This window comes from Flavobacterium kochi (genome assembly GCF_048286715.1).
Taxonomy (GTDB): Bacteria; Bacteroidota; Bacteroidia; order Flavobacteriales; family Flavobacteriaceae; genus Flavobacterium.
Window position 1 is genome coordinate 132137 of sequence record NZ_JBLVPW010000010.1, and the last position, 20232, is coordinate 152368.

Consider the following 20232-nt stretch of genomic DNA (forward strand, 5'->3'; position numbering starts at 1 on the left):
ATTAAATTTTGAAATAAAAAAAGCGGCAATTTTGCCGCTTTTTAACTAGTTGATTATTAATTTTTTTATGACCGAATTAGAATCGATAGTAACCCGGGCCATATACGCCCCCTTTGGGATATTTGGAACGGAAATCGCTGACTTCGTAGTGTTTTTTTCTTCAAATATTTTCTGACCGATAATCGAGTAAATTTCGATGGAATATTTTTTATCGGTATTATTAATGGAGAAATTACCATTTGTTGGATTTGGATATAGCGTTATAGCGCTTAAATCTAAAATAACCGCTTCTTTGATAGATTTTTCGACCCTACGACTTCCTAAATTATTACAAGTATCCGATGCGAAAGAATCCCATTGTGTTGTTTTATTGAATGTGATAGTTGGCGAGGTAACGGTTGATTTTCTTCTAATTGTTTCATCGGCTGAAAAGTTTGCCGTTCCTCCATTAAAAGTTCCGATGATGTCAATCAGGACTCCGTTTTTGAATAAACCTACGGCATCATTTCCATTAAAAGCCATTTCGGCAGCTGATGTAGAAAGGTTTGCGGAGCTTATGGGATAACAATTTGACGCCATTAAACTATTTACAATGGTGAATTTACTTCCGTTATTCAAAGTTCCTGTTAAGCTTAATCCTGTACTCCAGGAACCGGCACCATTGGTTTGTTTTTTAACGACATATACAGATAAGCTGATTGCAGTACCAGTTGCATTTGAAATCTCCAACGCTTTATTGTTTGAAGAACCTTCAATATATTCTGAAAATAATAAATCGGTTGCAGTTGAACCACCCGCAGCAGCAGTTGTCACATTCAACGTGTTACTTGCAACTGAACTATTTCCTGCTGCATCTTTTGCCTTTACTGAGAAAGAATACGCTGTTGCGGCAGTTAATCCGGTAACATTAAAAGTGGGGGTAGCTACGGTGCCTAATACTGTTGTTCCCTGATACACGTCGTATCCGGTAACTCCCACATTGTCTGTAGCAACGGTCCAGGATAAATTGGTTGTAGTTTGAGTTGTTGCTGATGCCGCCAAAGCCGCAGGAGCTGATGGAGCACTTGTGTCAGCTGTTCCGTCGATTATATTTACAATATAATCTTCTACCTGGCCATATGGTATTGATTCACAAGAAGTTGGGATGGCATTATATTTCATTGAAACTCTCATTGTGGTCGTTCCTAAACTAGCGGTAGTCGGTATAGTGATTGTTCCTGATACCGGAGTTGTTGTTGAAGCTGTTTTAGACCAGACGAGTTCACCAGCATCAGTGAAAAGCCCATTTTTATTATAGTCGATCCAAACAGCATACCCTTCACTATAAACGGTACTGGTCCATGAAGGAGTAATTGTTATAGTAATTGCAGTTCCGGATGTTGTGGCTGTAGTTAGTGCCGTGAAATTTTCATAACCGGCGGTTCCGGTAGTTGTATTATTTATAGATCCAAAAAGGACTTTACCAATTTTTTCATCTGCAGTACTATTGCCCTGAGAAGTGCAATAGGTAATTGATGTTCCGGCCGCAGTTGTGGCATTAACGATGTTACTTGAACCTGAAGAATTCCCAGCTGCATCTTTAGCAACTGCATAAAAAGAGTAGGCTGTTGAAGCTGTTAGTCCGCTGATAGTTGATGTTGTTCCTGTCACAGTTGTTTTTAAAATATTGTTGAGATACACATCGTATCCCGTTACGCCGACATTATCAGTTGAAGCGGTCCAACTTAAAGAAACTGAATTTGATGTTGTGGCTGTTGCCGCTAAACCTGCAGGAGCAGTAGGCGCTTGGGTATCAGCAGTTGGATTCCAGATTGCCTGTACATATTCAGGATGGTCAATGTAAGGGTTTCTATTATTTTGAGTGCCGTAAATAGCATTATTACGAGCAATTTCTCTTGCACTTACAGGGTCTTGTGTATTCCAGGCTAAAAGCATATTTAAAAAAGCAGTAGTAAATACCTGATTGCTTGTTCCGTTAAACATAGCATAAGTGTATCCGGAGACTGTAGTTTCATAGCGCGTTGCAAAATAAAAGTACATTCTGGCAATGTCTCCTTTAAATTCATCTATCGGTTCAAAAACTGTCCCGGAATAACCTGCAGTTGTACTTGCTCCGAGTTTACTGCCGTTTAATGAAGTCCATGTTGGCGAGGCAACCATACCGTGTGGGTAATTGGATCGTTGTCCGTTTACTTTTCCGTCGGTTGGTGTTATGAAATGTGCGTCCGAAACCATTGGGGCAGAAGAACCGAAAGTGGATTGAGGAATGATGTGTTCTCTGTTGTAGCAGTCGCCTTCAGTACTATACGTTCCACACCTTTGTGTTGTTCCGGGAGAATAATTATAAGGGTCAGTTCCGGCAGGTTTTTCAGAATACATATCTAAAACGGAACCATCATTTTCATAAAAATTATCAATGTCAGAAGTTTGATAGGTTGTATATAAACCCGCATATCCGTTGTCAATATGACCTTTGATGATGTTGTACAATTGTGTTTTTAGGGTATACCCAGTTCCGGTGGCAGTTGAATAATAACCATTTGGTATTTGCGCAAAACCAGCGGTGAAGAATAGCAATACTAGTGCAGAGTAGATTTTTTTCATAATTTGAAGTAGATTTGGGGATGGGGCATGTTTACATGTTCAAAAACATGATTTTCAAATCATAAATTTTTGAATACGTACAAATTTATAACTTTTTTAATAGTTTGTGTTAAGAAAATATGAAGTTAATTGGGAGGCTAATTATGATTGTATTAACTATAAAGGCGGCATGTAAAAACACTCAAATTGAGATATCAGTTGAGTCAGCTATTCAGTAAAGCGTAATTTTGTCACAATTAATGGTAGTGAAATTGCTTTGAAATCAAATTATTTAGGGAACGATTTGTTTTGATACGCTCCTAAATCAGGAGGTAAAGTTCGTGTGTTTCCTAAAATATCCAATGGAATCAAATACACCGAATTTCCTTTAGCGAAAGCGGCGGAAGTCTCGTCAATATTGAATTTGTTTTGGGAAACTTTCAGGAATTTAGGATCTTTATTTAAAAGAATCGCTTTGTAATGTACTGCATCCGTTTCAAATTGATAATTTGGATTCGTACTGAATTGATTGGAAAGAATATCAAATTTAAGCAAACAATTGTTGAATTGGTATTCAAAAGTAGCGCCCGCTTTTTTGTTTAAAATCATTTCGTTAGCGTACGACCCGTAAATAATACAATTGTTGAATGTGGCTGCGGTCAAATCTTTCACTTCAGGAACTGCTCCCAAAATGTAATTGCTCACTAAAACAGCCACTTGTTCCGAGCTATTCCAGTTGTTGTTAAACGTACAATGTGTAAATTTATAATTTCCGCCATACAAACAAGCTAAACTCGCTTGTCCCGCATTGTTGATAACCATATTTTCGCCATTAATTTTTGCGGTCTGGGCCAAAATCCCATAGTTGGCTGAATTGTATATTTGGGTATTTTTTATAGTTGTAGTTGTACCGTCATTATTTTGAATCAGTAGGCCAATAGTTCCATTTTTGATAGTAGCATGATTCAGGTGATTATTCGTGCTGCCATTCGTTAACCATATGGCTCCCCATTGACCGGGAACATCTGAATATTCGGGTTCTAATCTGTCGCCTTCAAAAATGACTTCTTTTTCCAATTTATCTGTTGCAGAAATGGTTCCGCTAATATTTATGGATGCATTATTGGATACAATAAGACCGGAATGTGCATGAAAATGAACCCTGGCACCTGCGTCAAAAGTTGCCGTTTTTCCCGAAGGAATGGCGGCGTAACCATAAATAACATACGGTTTTGTATTGGTAAACTGCAATTCGTTACCATTTACAGGATCATTTTCATCGAGATAAAAACCATCAATTTTTTCTTCGCCTATAGGAAGTGTTTCTGTGGTTCCGTCAGCAAAGCGTTTTGGATATAGAAAAACCGCATCCTGAATAAGCGTTACCAATGCCACGTTTTGCAAATTTTCACCACTATCAAACTGAATTTGGTCGGTGTATAGAAAGTCAGTTGGATTGGCATCAGCTATATTAGCAGTGGTTTCTATAAAAATATACAAGCTGTCTCTGGCTAAAAGATCCACGTTATTGAATATTTTTCCGTCGGTTCCCGGCATTCCATCGACTGTCATTCTGTATTTAGAACTCAGTCCTTTTCCTAATTTTATTGTTGGAATAGTAATGTCATTTTTACTGTGATTGTAGACTTTCAGTCGGTAGGTGCTGGAGCCTATGTTCGTAAAAACGGTATCCAGGTAGATTGTATCTTTCGAAAACGTCAAATTGCCTGCGCTGGCTACTGTGTCAAAATCAGAACGACAAGCGCAGACGGACAGCAATATCCCAATAAAAAGCAATACAGTTATGGAACGCATTTCGATAGTTTTTTTGTAAAAATAGGGAAAATCTTATTTGGATAGGAAACGATTTTCAAAATTCAATTTAGAATAACAATTGCATTTGCTATTTTGTAACTTATCTTTTATTTAATTTTACATTTTTAAAGCCAAAAACATGACATTCGACAAAGAAAAAATCCTTAAATATTGTAATCAAATTTCAAAAAATACATTGATGCAAACCCTGAATATCGAATATACTGATGCAGGGGAAGACTATTTAGTGGCAACAATGCCGGTAAATCCATCGGTGCATCAACCGATGGGATTATTACATGGAGGCGCTTCGGTGGCTTTGGCCGAAAGTGTGGGAAGTGCGGCATCGATGTTGTATGTAAATTCAGAGCACAGTGAAGTGCGCGGAATTGAAATAACGGCAAATCATTTGAAAGCAAAACGGGACGGAATCGTGACGGCAACTGCAAGAATCATACACAAGGGGAGAAGCATTCATCTTTGGGAAATACGAATTACGGATGAAAAGGATAATTTGATTTCGCTTTGTAAATTGACGAATATGGTTTTGCCAAAAAGAAAAAGTGAAGACAAATAATGGAAGTAATTTTAGATAAAGTCAAAAATCAACTGGAGCAAAATTTACCATTTGTATTGTATTGCAAACCCAATTCAGATCGGGTAATTGGACTTTTTCAGCAAAATGACGAATTGTACAAAGTGGAAGATTTTACCGAAAAAGGCTTTGTTTTTGCCTCTTTTGATGGCGATCAAACCTATTTGATTCCTGAAAATCACTCCGAAATAGTTGGCGTTATTTGGAACAAAAAAAAAGTTGACATTCTTGAAGGGGAATGTAAGGAACCAAATGCAGCAGCCAAAAAAAAGTATGAAAGATTGGTGGCCAAAGGAATTCAAGCCATTGAAAATGATGAATTTAAGAAAGTGGTCCTGTCCCGTAAAGAAACAGTTGATTTGGTTGATTTTGATTTGGTTACGGTCTTCGAAAAGTTGGTCCAGTTGTATCCCGCTACTTTTGTGTATTGCTTTTTTCATCCAAAAGTAGGACTGTGGCTCGGTGCTACACCCGAGCAATTATTAAAAGCCAATGTGAATGTATTTGAGACAATGGCTTTGGCGGGAACTCAAAAAGATAACGGCTCAGGGGAGATAGTTTGGGATAAAAAAGAGAAAGAAGAACAGCAATATGTTTCGGATTATATAGTTTCAGTCTTGCAAGGCGTTGCTTTGGAAGTTTCACTTACCAAACCCTACAGTGTCAAAGCGGGAAGCGTCTGGCATATAAAAACGGATATTTGGGGGGTACTGAATTCGAACTCCAGTCTGCAGCAGGTAATCGAGTTGTTGCATCCCACACCGGCAGTCTGTGGTTTGCCAAAAGATCAGTCCAAAGCTTTTATTTTGGAAAATGAAAATTACGACAGGAGTTTTTATACGGGTTTTTTAGGGGAGTTGAACAGCAGTTTTGCAACAGATTCAGTAAGCTCTAATTTGTTTGTAAATTTACGTTGTATGCAAATTGTAGATTCTCAGGCACATTTGTATATGGGTTGCGGCATCACAAAAGACAGTATTCCGGGAAAGGAGTGGAGCGAAAGTGTCAATAAATCGATGACGATGAAAAAGGTGTTGCAGATTGCAGAAGACAAATAACAGAAAATAATAAATAAATGAAATTAGATATACTTGCTTTTGGTGCCCATCCTGATGATGTGGAATTGGGTTGCGCAGGAACCATTTTAAAAGAAATCTCATTAGGAAAAACCGTCGGAATCATTGATTTAACTCGTGGTGAATTAGGAACACGCGGTTCAGCTGAAATTAGAGATCAAGAAGCCAATGCTGCCGCAAAAATTCTGGGCGTTTCGGTACGCGAGAATCTGGAAATGCGCGATGGTTTTTTTGTCAACGACGAAAAACACCAATTGGAAATCATAAAAATGATTCGCAAATACCAACCTGAAATTGTATTGTGCAATGCAGTTGAGGATCGTCATATTGATCATCAAAAAGGAAGTAAACTGGTTTCTGATGCTTGTTTTTTATCGGGATTGAGAAAGATAGAAACTATAGTTAATGGCGAAAATCAAGTGGCCTGGCGACCAAAATTGGTTTATCATTATATACAGTGGAAAAACATAGTGCCTGATTTTGTAGTTAATATCACAGGTTTTACCGATAAGAAAATCGAATCTATCCTCGCGTATCGTTCGCAGTTTTATGATGCGAATTCGAAAGAACCGGAATCGCCAATAACAAGTAAGAACTTTTTTGAGAGCCTGAATTACCGGTCACAGGATTTAGGAAGGCTTGTAGGAGTAGATTATGCAGAAGGTTTTACGGTTGAAAGATATTTGGCAGTCAATAGCTTAGGAGATTTGATATGATTTTGCTGTAATTTTTTAAAAAAATTATTTGCAGAAGTAAACTTATGTTGTATATTTGCCACCGCTAAGCAAATGGTGGTTGTAGCTCAGCTGGTTAGAGCATCGGTTTGTGGTACCGAGGGTCGCCGGTTCGAACCCGGTCATCCACCCAAAATGCAAAAGCCTCGAAGAAATTTGGGGCTTTTTTTGTGGAATAAACTTTCGTGGGATTGCCCGGTTTTATTTATTGGACTGAATATTGTAAAAGAGGGGAGTATGGATCCTGTAAATTAGTGGAATCGAAGAAGGCATACAGAATTTAATCATCAAAAGAAATGTTTCTGAATAATTAAATACCGAAAACTGGTGCGAAAGGTTTTGTAGTGGACACAAAGCAATTAGTGAAAAACATAAAATGAAAATGAATTTAGGAACAGACCGTTTCGCTGTGAGCCATTTACATTAGGTTAATATTGTTTGTTTTTCACTATTCGTGCTTCCTTTTGTATATCTTTGAGCACGTTCAGACCTGATTTTCAAATACTATTTTGCATTCAAAATTTTTAAATATCATTATAATTGACCAAATGGAAAACGAGCAAATTGATTCTAAAATTCTTAAAAGTAATTATATTCCAACTGCTGAGTTTTATAGCCAGATCATAGACAGTTTACAAGATTACTCTATTTTTACTCTTGATAATGAATTTGTAATTAACAGCTGGAGTTCAGGGGCATCAAAAATTTTTGGTTATGAACCGGATGAAATTATAGGAAAGCATTTTGATATAATTTTTAAAGAAGAAGACATACAAAATGGTATTCCGAAAAAGGAAATTGAAACTGCGCTAAAAGAGGGAAGAGCAACAGATAATAGATGGCACATTTGTAAAGACAAGAGTGAATTTTATGCGTATGGTTTGGTTTTTCCGCTCACTGGAATTGATGGGGAGATGTTAGGATACGTTAAGATCCTTCGTGACGTAACGGAAAGAAAGAAATCAGAAGACGCCATAAAAAAATATGTAAAAGAACTGGAAGATCTAAATACTCATAAAGAGAGTGTTCTTGCTATACTTTCGCATGATTTGAGAAGCCCATTATCCAGTATTATTGCCACTACAGGATATTTGAAATCAAATTTTGAAAGAATGGAGCCAAATACAGTTAAAGAAATGCTCGAGCTCCTTTACAAAGCATCAATAGATGAGTTGAATATGTTAGACTACTTAGTCGAGTGGGCGAGAATAAAATACGCGGCAGAAGTATTTTCTCCCAGAAAAATTGAGCTTGTTGAGTATGTACAAAAAGTCTTTGATACTTTAAATGATACTGCTTCATTAAATGCAATAAATCTTCATCATGAAATTAAAGAGAATACCAGTGTTTTTGCAGATGGAAAAATGCTGCTCTCCGTTATTCAAAATATAGTTTCTAATGCCATTAAGCATTCACTTCCCGGAGGGAAAATTACAGTTTCAGCAAAAACTAAGGAAGATAAAATAATAGTTCAAATAAAGGACTCCGGTATTGGCATGTCCAAAGAAATTCAAAACAAACTTTTTACGCCACAAATGAATATACTTTCAAAAGCGAGGATTCAAAATAAAGGTGCCGGGATAGGATTATTGTTAGTAAAAGGTTTTTTAGAAAAAAATGGTGGTGAAATATGGGTAGAAAGTATAGAAGGCGAAGGCTCTTCTTTTTATTTTACATTACCGATGGAGAAACCATTATACGCAATAGACAGTGCCGACAAAATTGAGTTTGATGAAAATGCTTAAACTATTATTCTAAAAGTTAAAATATAGTGCAACTATTAATAAACTAGAAAAAGACAATTTTAAAGTCCACATAAGTGGGCTTTTTTTATGGGGTGAATTCCTGTAGGTACAATTATTCTTTGTGGTTTTTTGTTGTACTTGTTGTTTTGTGGATTGTAAATAATAGTATAAATTAGCACAGCCGAAAAGCTGTTAATCATTTGTTTTTTAACTATTTGGTTGGTTGCACTTGTGAAATAACAAGAAATTAATATACGATTTTAAAAACTAAGAAATATGCATCAAGAGATCTCACCAATTATAAAGCCTGCTGAATTAATTGCCCTGCTTCCAAACAATGAATTGGTTATTATTGATGCCGGTAGTGGAGGTGGTGCTAAAGAAAATTATGAAGCAAAACATTTAGAAGGTGCTTTGTATGTTGATTTAAATACGCAGCTGGCTACGATAAATGCGGATGTAGCCCTAGGAGGCCGGCATCCTTTGCCTACGCTTGAACAATTTTCCGAAACATTAACCAATCTCGGTATAGCACCAAAGAGTCATGTAGTGGTATATGATGACAAAAATGCCTCCAATGCAGCAGCACGTTTCTGGTGGATGTTAAAATCTGCCGGGCATAACAAAGTTCAGGTGTTAGATGGCGGATGGCAGGAGGCTATTAAAGCAGGGTTTCCAACAAGTTCAAAAATAGAAATCACGTTGAAAAAAGCACCGTATAAAATTGAAAAATGGCTGTTGCCTTTAGCTGATATCCAAGAAATTGATAAAGTAACAAAAGATACTGATTTTCTTATTATAGATGTTCGTGATGAGGAACGATACAGTGGAGAAAAAGAACCTATAGATTTAGTTGCCGGTCATATTCCGGGAGCCATAAACATTCCTTTTACCACTAATTTGGATTCTAATGGGCTTTTCTTATCGCCGGATGAACTGAAGAATAATTATTTAAAAGAATTTGGGGGTAAAAAAGCTGAGAATATTATCGTGCATTGTGGTTCCGGAGTAACGGCCTGCCATACGCTTTTGGCAATAGCTTATGCAGGTCTTGAAATCCCAAAACTGTATGTTGGATCTTGGAGCGAGTGGTCCAGAAACAATCGACCTATAGAAACTTCGAAGAAAAAGTAGTACTGTCTTGATCTATAATTGTCTTGGAAGGAATCCGAGACGTTTTGCAATACATAAAAAAAAGAGAGCTTTGAAGGAAAATCCAAAGCTCTCTTTGTACAGGCACAAGGGATAGTAGTGGAAACCCTTTTTATGTCATTGCTGGAAACACAAAAAAGATTACTTCATGTCTATTTATTAACAGCAGTTCAGTGAACTTCTTTTGCAATGTGGGATTCGACTCGCTTTTTTGGTGGAATATACCGTGGTGCATTATCTATTTTTTATCTACTACAGGACGATTTTCTCTGTTAGCCAATTCCCATGCGATTACAAAAGCAAGTTGGGCTCTTTTGGCCAGAGCATCAAATTCTATTTTATCCACTTCATCCGTTTTTTGATGGTAATCAGCATGTACGCCATTGAAAAGGAATACCGCCGGAATTCCATTTTTGGCAAAATTATAATGGTCAGAACGCTCATAAAAATGATTAGGATCTTTAGGGTCGTTGAATTTATAATCCAAATCCATTTTGACATACTTAGCGTTTGCTATGGTGCAAATGTTGTCTAAATCAGTTGATAAACGATCCGCGCCAATCAGGTATACATAATTGTTGGTATTCGCATGTGCCTCGTCACGACGGCCAATCATATCAATGTTGATGTCTGTAATCGTATTTGCGATAGGAAACAAAGGATTTTCCGAGTAAAAACGTGAACCGTGTAAGCCATGCTCTTCGCCTGTAACGTGAAGGAAAAGTATGGAGCGTTTTGGACCATGCCCCTCTTTTTTTGCTTTTTCGAATGCTTGTGCAATTTCCAACAAAGCAACCGTTCCGGAACCATCATCATCCGCACCATTGTAAACTTCACCATTTTTGATACCGACGTGGTCGTAATGGGCTGAAATGACCAGAACTTCATTTGGTTTTTCAGAACCTTCGATGTACGCCCAAATGTTTTCGGAATCAGATAAGTTTTCATTTCGTTTGGCATTCAGGAAAGCTGCCGGAATTTTTTGATAGTAACTGGTAGCTCCTTTAGGAAAAGGAATATTGTTTTTCTTGTATTGACTGATAAGATAAACTCCTGCTTTTTTCTGACCTGCTGATCCCGTTTCGCGCCCTTCCATTGAATCTGCAGCGACAATATAAAGATGTGTTTTTAAATCACCGGCAGTGATGGTATTCATGTATTTTGTAGGTTCTACAACAGCAACGCTCATTTTTTGCGTAGTGCAGCTTATGTTTAAAACGTACAGCAAACTTAATAATAGGGTTATTTTTTTCATGTTTTTTAATGTAAATTAATAAAGGTGTAAATAGCAAATAATGTAAGTGTTATAATGATTATAATGAAATTGATAAAAAACAAAAGGATACTTTTTATAAAGGATACCAAACGTGTTTCTCCATAAAAGCGATGATGAGCCGGAAAAAAGTAATACAGCATCCAAGAGATTCCTACAAAATTAAGCACTCCGGCAATGAAACTGATACCGTTAGAATCCCTGAATAAAGAAAATAGTTTAGTGGCCAGGAACAGTATTAAAAACACTGACAATAAGAATGAAAAATAATGTAGTGTAAAGATACCATGATCAAAGTAATACCACCGTTTTTTATTATGAAACACCCATAAGAAAAAGGCGAAAAGAGGCATGTAAATGAATAATACTTTTGAGAAATTATGAAGGAATGATTCTTTAAATTTTTCAAATAATTCCTCTTTGTTTTTGTCTTTTACCTCTTGAAATTTCCGATTGATTAAATAACTGAATTCCGATAATTTTTCAGATTCTGGAGTATGCAGTTGTATCGAATCTAATTCGCGAACTGATTTATAGCCAAAATTTAAAAAAGGAACTTTGCCATTGGCATTCCCGTTATTTTTAATGACTTCTTCTCCTTTTATTGAATCAATACGAGGATTAAATATTGTGTCTTTTGCTTTTTCCGGTATTTTTAAACTATCATTTATGGGATTTGTTATGGATTCCTTTTTATTGATTTTGACCAAATCTGATTTTTCATTCGGGAAAACTGTTATAAGGAAAAACGTAATGAAACTGATGAAAATATACAGCCGAACCGGTGCTAAATAGGACAGTCGTTTTCCCGAAAGATATTCCTTAGTTAGAGTCGCGGGTTTGAAAATAAGATTTTTTATAGTTTTCCAAAAAGCATTTTCATAGTGCGTTAGATCTTCAAAAAAATGAATGAACAAATGATGGAATGTTTTGCGGGTATCCGTGTTTTCCTGCCCGCAATTAGGACAGAATCTGTTTGCTACGACATAGCTGCAATTTAGGCATGTCTTATCCTTTCGTAAAACGGTTTTCCCCATAAAAGCGTTTTTTTAATTATAATCAATCATAATTATTTTTTCAAGACTTCATTCAAGAAAACCTTGAAATGTTCGAAAGAACGTTTGGCTGCTTTTTCATTGTAGGCAGCTCCTTTTGAATTGTCATTTCCTGCTTCCGGATCTGTGAAAGCATGCACTGCATTAGCATAATAAACCATTTGCCAGTCCGCTTTAGTGTCTCTCATTTCCTGTTGGAAAGAGGCGATTTCTTCTTTCGATTCATAGGGATCGTCAGCACCATGGCAAACTAACACCTTAGCTGTTATAGGTTCTGCCGGGCGAGAAGCGTCTTTTCCTAATCCGCCATGGAAAGAAACCACTCCTTTTACATTCAAATGTGCACGAGCTGCTTCAAGCGCTCCGGTTCCGCCAAAACAATATCCCATTACGACAATGTTATCAGGATTTGCTCCAGATTTAATTAATTGTTGCAACGCTAATGAAATTCGTTTTTGGTATGCAGCATAGTTTGTTTTGTAGAAACCTGCTTTTTGGCCCGCTTCGGCATTGTCTTTTGGATAATTTCCAGCACCATAAATATCTGCTACAAAGGCATAATATCCAAGCTTAGCCAAACGCTCTGCAGTGTTTTTAGCATGCTTATCAATCCCTTTCCAGGCAGGAAGAATTAGAATGCCCGTTTTTTGAGGGCTTTTTTTCATTGGCTGAATTTGAAATCCATTCAGAACCTGAGCACCATCACTATATTTTACTGATTTCAGTTGTGCAAAAGTGCTATTTGAAAATAATAGTATTCCTAAAATAAATAAGGCTATATTTTTCATTAAGTTTTATTTTTTACACAAATATCTAAATAAATTGTGGTTTTTATCTATAAATATCCTTTTTTTGATTTTTTTATAACAAAAAATGATTGGTTGAGTTATAAAGTAATGTTCCTTTTAAATGCGCAGCCAAGTTCTATAATGGAATCGGTTTTTGAAATGCCGGGAATGTTATCAATTTTCTCATAAAGGATTTTTCTCATGTGCTCGTGGTTCTGGGCTACTATTTTGATATAAAGCGTAAAAGAACCCGTGACATAATAACATTCCGTGATTTCGGGAATGTTCTTTAATTCCTCTATTATTCTGTTGGAATCCTGATCTTTATTTAAGGTAATGCCCGTAAAAGAAGCCCAGTCGTACCCAATTTTCTTTTCGTTTATAACGGGTTTTATTCCCGCTAGAATTCCTTGCTCGGTCAACCGATTGACCCGCTGATGAACCATGGTATTGGATATCTTTAGCGTAGCGGCAATAGCAGAAAATGCCATACGACCATCTTTTTCCAATTCTTTAATAATATTGATATCGAATTCATCTAATGCATCCATGAAATTTATTTTAAATTAAAAAAGTGTTTTTCTACCATTTATAAAAGTAATTATTATTTCACCTCTGATCGAAAGGAAAAGTAAATATTTTTATTACAGAATGACTTATTTTCGTACAAATAAAAGTTATTATTTGTTTTTACATCAAAAAAATAAGTCAAAATTATCATTTTTTATTGTGAAATAAAAAATATTATATATTTTTGTTTGAAAGTTTAAAAAAAATAATAAGTCATGGAACAGTCACATCAAGCACTTTCTTCAAAATCTGAAGTATTTATAGAAAAAGAAAATAAGTATGGCGCTCATAATTATCATCCTTTACCGGTAGTTTTAGAAAAAGGAGAAGGCGTGTATGTCTGGGACGTTGACGGAAAAAAATATTATGATTTCTTGTCCGCTTATTCGGCAGTAAATCAGGGACATTGTCATCCGAAAATTGTTGCAGCAATGGTAAAACAAGCGCAGACCCTAGCTTTGACTTCTCGCGCTTTTTATAACGATCAATTGGGACCTTATGAGGAATTTGTAACCAAATATTTTGGTTTTGATAAGGTATTGCCAATGAATACGGGTGCCGAAGCAGTAGAAACAGCTTTGAAACTTTGTAGAAAATGGGCGTATGAAGTAAAAGGAATTCCAGAGAATCAAGCGCAGATAATTGTCTGTGAGAACAATTTCCACGGAAGAACGACTACAATCATTTCGTTTTCGAATGATGAAAATGCGCGTAAGAGTTTTGGCCCTTTCACGGCAGGATTTATAAAAATACCTTATGATGATATTGAAGCATTGGAAAATGCTTTAAAATCGACTAAAAATATCGCTGGTTTCTTAGTGGAACCTATTCAGGGGGAAGCTGGGGTCTATGTTCCGGCCGATGGCTATCTGGCGAAAGCCAAAGTACTTTGTGAGCAATACAATGCCTTATTTATTGCTGATGAAGTACAAACAGGAATTGCGCGTACCGGAAAGTTGCTGGCCGTGCATCATGAAAATGTCCAACCTGACATTTTAATTTTGGGAAAAGCTATTTCGGGTGGTGTTTATCCGGTTTCGGCAGTTTTGGCCAATGATCCGGTTATGAATGTCATCAAACCAGGTCAACATGGCTCTACTTTTGGGGGGAATCCAGTTGCGGCAGCCGTTGCCATTGCAGCCCTTGAAGTAGTTCGTGATGAAAATTTAGCACAAAATGCGGCCTACTTAGGGGTGGTTTTGAGAACCGGACTTAACGAAATTGCATCCAGAAATCCGCTAATTAAATTGGTTCGGGGTAAAGGCTTGCTAAATGCGATTGTTATCAATTGCGATGAAGACTCTGATTTAGCCTGGAATATTTGTATGAAATTCAGTGAATATGGTTTATTGGCAAAACCTACACACGGAAATAAAATACGTTTGGCACCGCCATTAGTTATTACCGAAACACAAATTCACGAGTGCCTTGGGATTATCGAAAGAGCATTAAATGATTTCAGGTAATTTAATGGAAAAAGCAATAAAATTAATCAAAAACCGGTCTGATATCGGTGCAGGAACCCGAGGTTCGGATTTAGGTATCGATGCTATCGAAATCGCTGCAATTAATCAGGACAGCGACTATTTTAATCAATTTGAGTTTGACGATGTGAAAACACATAACGAATCCATTTATGATAAAAACCGAAGCACTTCCGCCAAGAGAATTGAACATGTAGTGGAGCAGTGCACCAGAGTTTGTAACACTGTAAAGAAAAATCTGCAACAGAATTATTTTCCGATAGTTTTATCAGGAGATCATTCCTCGGCAGTAGGGACCATAAGCGGTATAAAAACAGCTTATCCGGAACAGACATTAGGAGTGATTTGGATTGATGCCCATGCTGATTTGCATTCGCCGTATACATCGCCTTCGGGGAATATTCATGGCATGCCCTTATCGGCAGTTCTTGCAGATGATAATTTAAATTGTCAGAATAATGATGTGCCGCTTGAAACGCAACAGCATTGGGAGAAGATGAAGAATATTGGCAGTGAAGGTGCTAAAGTGTTGGCTGAAGACGTTATTTATTTTGGTGTTCGAGATACCGAAGAAGCCGAAGACAAGCAGATGGAAAAGTTGCATATGAGGAATTATAAGGTTCATGAAGTGCGATATAGAGGACTTCAGACTTGTGTGACGGAGGCTTTGGCAGAGCTTACCAATTGTGATATCCTTTATATTTCTTTTGATGTGGATTCCATGGATTGTGATATGATTTCCTATGGAACGGGAACGCCGGTGCCAAAAGGGTTTGATCAATACGAAGTCATTGCAATCATTAACCAGATTATCGAAAGTAAAAAGGTAGTTTGCATCGAATTTGTCGAAATAAATCCACTTTTGGACACTAAAGGAAACAAGATGGCGGAAACGGCTTTTGAAGTTTTGGAAGCGGTTACTTCAACTCTTATTTTGCCTATTGAATAGTTGGTTGCTATAAGCTGAAAAGGAAAACCTGATAAAATAAAAAAAATGAGCATTTCAAAAACAGATAATCCAGCATTACTACTTATTGACATCCAAAAAGGATTTGATACTATAGAATACTGGGGCGGAGAAAGAAATAATTTCGATGCAGAAAAAAAAGCAAGCGAACTTTTAACCCTTTGGAGAAAATATAAGCTGCCTGTTTTTCATATCAAACATTGTTCTTCAAATCCAAATTCGTTGCTTAATGAAACTAACATCGGAAATGAATTTAAAGATATTGTTTTACCAATTGCAGGAGAAAGAATCATTAAAAAAAATGTAAATAGTTCTTTTATTGGAACAGATTTAAAAGAGCAACTTGACATTAATAAAATAACTAAACTTGTGATTGTGTGGTTAACAACCGACCATTGTGTTTCGACAACAACGAGAATGGCAGGAAATTTCGGTTACGAAACGTATCTGGTGTCGGACGCAACCGCAACTTTTAATAAGAAAGGGATTGACGGTCAGAACTATTCTGCAAATCTTATTCACGAAACTGCGTTAGCAAGTTTAAATGAAGAATTTGCGACAATAGTAACGACGGAATTTATAAAAAACAGTATCTAAAAAAAATGCACAGCCGACAATTTGGCAAGAGTTGGATTTTTAGTAATTAACTTGAAATTGGTTTTGCATGGCTATTGCGGTTACTAATTTTAATAGAACAAAGGAATTAAATATGATAGTAGCAAATAGTACTTTGGGAGATATTGACGCCATATTTAATTTATATGAGGAAGGAACCACATATCAAAAAAGCATTGCGAAAAAACATTGGAAAGGGTTTGAACGGTCATTAATAGAAACTGAAATCAACGAAAACAGACAATGGAAAATAATTGTTGACGGGCAAATTGCCTGTGTTTTTGCAGTGACATACAGTGATCCTTTTATTTGGCAGGAGAAAGATAAGGAACCGTCTGTTTACATTCATAGAATTTGCACAAATCCTTTATTTAGAGGAAATGGTTTTACGAAACGAATTGTAGATTGGGCGAAAGAATTTGCATTAGAAAATCAGAAGCAATTTATTCGAATGGACACTGGAAGTGGGAACGGCAAACTAAATGACTATTATGTAAGTTGTGGTTTTACTTATTTGGGAATAACAGAATATCCAGTTACAGCTAATCTTCCTGAACATTACAAGGGAGGTTCTTCTAGTTTATTTGAAATAGCACTATAACAGATAATTTAGAGCTGAAGGGCTGGTCTGTTTGCAGGTACAGTTTTTTCTTGAATTGTCTTAAAATTTTGAATGAGTATATGAAATCCTAAAATCTATGTCGATTTTGGGCTTTCTTTTTTACGGATTTTACAGATTTGGGATTACTTTGTTCATTTTTTAATAAATAAAACGGTTTAAATCTTGCTATATTCATTTTGCATGCAATTATAGTTAATTGTTGGTTCAACTTGACATATTTACGTATATTTGCAATAAGTATTTTTACTTAGTTTTATTCATAAATGTATGATACAAGTGGACCAAGCCTTATCGATTATTGCAGAGAATAGTTGCAAGATGCCTATTAGAAAAATTAAAGTGGCCAAATCACTTGGTTTTATTTTGGCAGAAGCGATTTATTCTACAATGGATATGCCGCCCTTCCGTCAATCAGCAATGGATGGTTATGCTTTTGCACATAGTGAATTGCAACAGTTTAACGTAGTAAGTACTTCACAGGCAGGTGATTTTTCGAATAAAAAAATAAAGAAAGATCAGGCGATACGTATCTTTACAGGGGCTTATGTTCCGGATAATTTGGACACGGTTGTGATGCAGGAACATACCGAGATTAAAGATAAAACGGTTGAAATTAACAAAATGCCTGCCCGTTTTGCAAATGTTAGAAACAAAGGGGAGCAAATAAAAGAAAATGAACTGGTACTTGAAAATAATACCTTGATTACTCCCGCTGCTATAGGTTTTTTAGCTTGTTTAGGAATAACGGAAATAACAGTTTATGCCAAGCCAAAAGTAGCTATTGTTGTTACGGGGAACGAATTGGTAAAAGTGGGCAAAAAATTATCAGAGGGAAAGATTTACGAAAGTAATTCCATTATGCTTGAATCTGCTTTGCAGGGAATTGGGATTAAGAAAATAGAAACGTTCCGCGTAAAAGATAATTTAAAAGCGACAAAAAGAGTTTTGAAAAGTTGTCTTTCTGCTTTTGATGTTGTACTTGTTTCGGGCGGAATTTCGGTTGGAGATTATGATTTTGTAAAAGAAGCGCTTTTATCCAATGGAGTAGAAGAGTTGTTTTACAAAATTAATCAGAAACCTGGAAAACCGTTGTTTTTTGGAAAAAAAGACAAAACGATTGTTTTTGCCTTGCCTGGAAATCCAGCCTCGACATTGACTAGTTTTTATATTTATGTTCATCCGGCGCTAAAAATAAATATGGGTTTTGAGGCGATTCATTTACCAAAAATTAAAAGAAAAATAACTGCCCAATTTGAAAACACATCAGGGAAAACCTTATTTTTGAAAGCGGTATATGATGATGAAAAAGTTACGGTTTTAGAGAGTCAAAGTTCAGCCATGCTAAACACTTTTGCGACAGCAAATGCTTTAATTTATTTGCCTTATGATGTGGTAAATATTGAAAAAGATCAGGAAGTGATGGTTATTCCACTTCATTAATAGCTGCAAGATGGTGAAAGTAAATAATGATTTTTTATTTTATTCAGCGTATTATTAATGTGGTTGCGTTTTTGTATTCAGGCAAATAAATTATAAAGTATGCAAGTATCGATTCTTTGTGGAGGAAAAAGCAGCCGAATGCAGTCGGAAAAAGGCTTGGTGTTGTATCAAAACAAACCTTTTATTGAGCATGTTATTGAAGCGGTTTTGCCAATATCAAGTAACATTCAATTGATTACCAATACCAGCGATTACGATTATTTGGCATACAGGAAAATAAGAGATATAGTAGCTGATAAAGGACCTTTGGGTGGAATATATACCGCTTTGGTTCATTCAGAAAGTGAAATGAATTTGATATTGAGTTGCGATATTCCATTGATTTCTACCGAAATACTATTGGAATTGATAGAAAAACACAACTCAAATTTTGATGTTTCTGTTTTTGGGGACACAGACCGGATTCATCCTCTGATCGGAATTTATTCTACAGCCATACTGCCTGTTTTAAAAAAGGCAATTGATGATAATGATTTGAAAATGACGCGTTTGCTGTCAAAAGTGGCATATGAATTGATTCGAGTTACGGACGAAAAACGTGATCTGTTTAAAAATATAAATTCTGTTGCCGAGTTAAACGAATTGAATACCAATTTATCTTAGTTAAAATGAAAAATTCAAATACACCAAAATTGACAATCGTAGGGGCAGGTCCCGGAGATGTAGAGTTGATCACTTTAAAAGCAATCAAAGTATTGGAAAGTGCTGATGTTGTTTTGTATGATGCACTTGTAAATGAAGAGTTGTTGCAGTATGCGACCCATGCAGAAATCATTTTTGTTGGAAAGCGTTTTGGTTGTCACGCTTACAGTCAAGATCAAATTAATGAATTGATTGTGTCGATGGCAAATCGTTTTGGTCACGTCGTTCGGTTGAAAGGCGGGGATCCGTTTGTTTTTGGAAGAGGAAGCGAAGAGATCGAATATGCACAGAAATTTGATTTAGAAACCGCCATTGTTCCTGGAATTTCATCGGCTTTAGGTGTGCCGGCGTCCAATGGAATAAGTCTGACACAAAGACGGGTAGCCGAAAGTTTTTGGGTAATTACCGGAACTACTTCGGATCATAAATTATCTAAAGACGTGGCTTTGGCTTCTCAGTCATCAGCAACGGTGGTTATTTTGATGGGAATGAATAAACTGGATGAGATTATTTCAATTTATCAAAACAACAGAACCGACGATTTGCCTGTTGCCATCATTCAAAACGGAACAAAAGACACGGAGAAAAAAGTGGTTGGAACCATAAGTTCTATCATGAAATTAGTCGAAGAGCAACAGCTTTCGTCTCCTGCCATTATTGTCATTGGTGAGGTAGTGGGAAATGCTTCAAAATTAACGACTTATTTTCAAGAGGAATTTTTAGAAGATGAGTTCATTTTTCAAAACTTAAATTTAACAGCATGATCGCAGTAAAATATTTTGGCGCCATAGCTGAAAAAACAAGAAGTCAAGGAGAAGAAGTTTCTTTTTCTGATTTACCTTTACATCAATTAATAGCATCATTAGAACAAAAGTACCAATTGAGTCAACTTTCTTTTAGTGTTGCAATTAATCAAAAGATAGTACAGGATACAGCAAATTATATTTTGAAAAGCAATGATATTGTTGCTTTATTACCGCCATTTGCTGGAGGATAAATTATAAATTTTCTACTGA

The 20232-nt window shown here is 36.3% G+C and carries 19 protein-coding genes, 1 tRNA gene and 1 pseudogene; 14 read left to right on the plus strand and 7 right to left on the minus strand.

Going from position 1 to position 20232, the window contains the following annotated elements; genetic code table 11:
• Nucleotides 1-45: 45 nt before the first annotated feature.
• The 3 genes and pseudogenes from ACNQGH_RS10920 to ACNQGH_RS10930 form a co-directional block, all read right to left on the minus strand.
• Nucleotides 46-1125 (minus strand): T9SS type A sorting domain-containing protein, encoded by a 1080-nt coding sequence (locus tag ACNQGH_RS10920; RefSeq protein ID WP_417956080.1) that lies wholly within the window; start codon nt 1123-1125, stop codon nt 46-48.
• Nucleotides 1102-2604: pseudogene (locus tag ACNQGH_RS10925) on the minus strand (endonuclease); the annotation flags it as partial. The gene ACNQGH_RS10920 and the pseudogene ACNQGH_RS10925, both read right to left, overlap by 24 nt.
• 267 nt (nt 2605-2871) lie before the next feature.
• Entirely contained in the window at nt 2872-4398 is a 1527-nt protein-coding gene (locus tag ACNQGH_RS10930) for a hypothetical protein (protein ID WP_417956041.1), read from the minus strand.
• A 139-nt stretch (nt 4399-4537) separates the two neighbouring features.
• Between ACNQGH_RS10930 and ACNQGH_RS10935 the strand changes: the two genes are divergently transcribed.
• From ACNQGH_RS10935 to ACNQGH_RS10960, 6 genes are all read left to right on the plus strand, one after another.
• Nucleotides 4538-4975: a PaaI family thioesterase gene (locus ACNQGH_RS10935; RefSeq protein ID WP_417956042.1), complete on the plus strand. Its 438-nt coding sequence runs from the start codon at nt 4538-4540 to the stop codon at nt 4973-4975.
• Entirely contained in the window at nt 4975-6051 is a 1077-nt protein-coding gene (locus tag ACNQGH_RS10940) for a chorismate-binding protein (RefSeq protein WP_417956043.1), read from the plus strand. Before ACNQGH_RS10935 ends, ACNQGH_RS10940 begins: the two co-directional genes overlap by 1 nt.
• A 17-nt stretch (nt 6052-6068) precedes the next feature.
• Nucleotides 6069-6785 (plus strand): bacillithiol biosynthesis deacetylase BshB1, encoded by a 717-nt coding sequence (gene bshB1, locus ACNQGH_RS10945; protein ID WP_417956044.1) that lies wholly within the window; start codon nt 6069-6071, stop codon nt 6783-6785.
• Nucleotides 6786-6860: 75 nt separating this feature from the next.
• A tRNA-His gene (locus tag ACNQGH_RS10950) sits at nt 6861-6934 on the plus strand.
• 417 nt (nt 6935-7351) lie between these two features.
• On the plus strand, nt 7352-8548 hold the full coding sequence (locus ACNQGH_RS10955; protein ID WP_417956045.1) for a PAS domain-containing sensor histidine kinase: 1197 nt from the start codon (nt 7352-7354) through the stop codon (nt 8546-8548).
• Between the two features lie 276 nt (nt 8549-8824).
• Complete coding sequence (locus tag ACNQGH_RS10960; protein WP_417956046.1) at nt 8825-9682, plus strand: sulfurtransferase; 858 nt, start codon at nt 8825-8827, stop codon at nt 9680-9682.
• Nucleotides 9683-9938: 256 nt separating this feature from the next.
• Here ACNQGH_RS10960 and ACNQGH_RS10965 read toward each other — a convergent pair whose 3' ends face one another.
• The 4 genes from ACNQGH_RS10965 to ACNQGH_RS10980 all read right to left on the minus strand — a co-directional run bounded on the left by ACNQGH_RS10965 (nt 9939) and on the right by ACNQGH_RS10980 (nt 13367).
• The gene (locus tag ACNQGH_RS10965) at nt 9939-10955 is read right to left on the minus strand and encodes a M28 family peptidase (RefSeq protein ID WP_417956047.1); all 1017 of its coding nucleotides are present in this window, start codon (nt 10953-10955) and stop codon (nt 9939-9941) included.
• 5 nt (nt 10956-10960) lie between these two features.
• Entirely contained in the window at nt 10961-12010 is a 1050-nt protein-coding gene (locus ACNQGH_RS10970) for a DUF3667 domain-containing protein (protein ID WP_417956048.1), read from the minus strand.
• A 32-nt stretch (nt 12011-12042) separates the two neighbouring features.
• Nucleotides 12043-12816, minus strand: coding sequence for a dienelactone hydrolase family protein (locus ACNQGH_RS10975; protein WP_417956049.1), 774 nt, complete (start codon nt 12814-12816; stop codon nt 12043-12045).
• A gap of 98 nt (nt 12817-12914) precedes the next feature.
• The gene (locus tag ACNQGH_RS10980; protein ID WP_417956050.1) at nt 12915-13367 is read right to left on the minus strand and encodes an Lrp/AsnC family transcriptional regulator; all 453 of its coding nucleotides are present in this window, start codon (nt 13365-13367) and stop codon (nt 12915-12917) included.
• A gap of 234 nt (nt 13368-13601) precedes the next feature.
• Here ACNQGH_RS10980 and rocD point away from each other — a divergent pair, with 234 nt between their 5' ends.
• The 8 genes from rocD (at nt 13602) to ACNQGH_RS11020 (ending at nt 20213) form a co-directional block, all read left to right on the plus strand.
• Complete coding sequence (gene rocD / locus ACNQGH_RS10985; RefSeq protein ID WP_417956051.1) at nt 13602-14852, plus strand: ornithine--oxo-acid transaminase; 1251 nt, start codon at nt 13602-13604, stop codon at nt 14850-14852.
• Nucleotides 14839-15819 (plus strand): arginase, encoded by a 981-nt coding sequence (locus tag ACNQGH_RS10990; RefSeq protein ID WP_417956052.1) that lies wholly within the window; start codon nt 14839-14841, stop codon nt 15817-15819. Before rocD ends, ACNQGH_RS10990 begins: the two co-directional genes overlap by 14 nt.
• Before the next feature lie 45 nt (nt 15820-15864).
• Nucleotides 15865-16434 carry a cysteine hydrolase family protein gene (locus tag ACNQGH_RS10995; RefSeq protein WP_417956053.1) on the plus strand — a complete coding sequence of 190 codons (570 nt, stop codon included), beginning with the start codon at nt 15865-15867 and terminating at the stop codon, nt 16432-16434.
• A 112-nt stretch (nt 16435-16546) separates the two neighbouring features.
• Nucleotides 16547-17053, plus strand: a complete 507-nt coding sequence (locus ACNQGH_RS11000; RefSeq protein ID WP_417956054.1) for a GNAT family N-acetyltransferase — start codon at nt 16547-16549, stop codon at nt 17051-17053.
• Between the two features lie 288 nt (nt 17054-17341).
• Entirely contained in the window at nt 17342-18514 is a 1173-nt protein-coding gene (locus tag ACNQGH_RS11005) for a molybdopterin molybdotransferase MoeA (RefSeq protein ID WP_417956055.1), read from the plus strand.
• Nucleotides 18515-18613: 99 nt separating this feature from the next.
• Nucleotides 18614-19177: a molybdenum cofactor guanylyltransferase gene (locus ACNQGH_RS11010; RefSeq protein WP_417956056.1), complete on the plus strand. Its 564-nt coding sequence runs from the start codon at nt 18614-18616 to the stop codon at nt 19175-19177.
• A gap of 5 nt (nt 19178-19182) precedes the next feature.
• Nucleotides 19183-19980, plus strand: a complete 798-nt coding sequence (gene cobA / locus ACNQGH_RS11015) for a uroporphyrinogen-III C-methyltransferase (protein ID WP_417956057.1) — start codon at nt 19183-19185, stop codon at nt 19978-19980.
• Nucleotides 19977-20213, plus strand: a complete 237-nt coding sequence (locus ACNQGH_RS11020; protein WP_417956058.1) for a MoaD/ThiS family protein — start codon at nt 19977-19979, stop codon at nt 20211-20213. Before cobA ends, ACNQGH_RS11020 begins: the two co-directional genes overlap by 4 nt.
• Nucleotides 20214-20232: the final 19 nt, after the last annotated feature.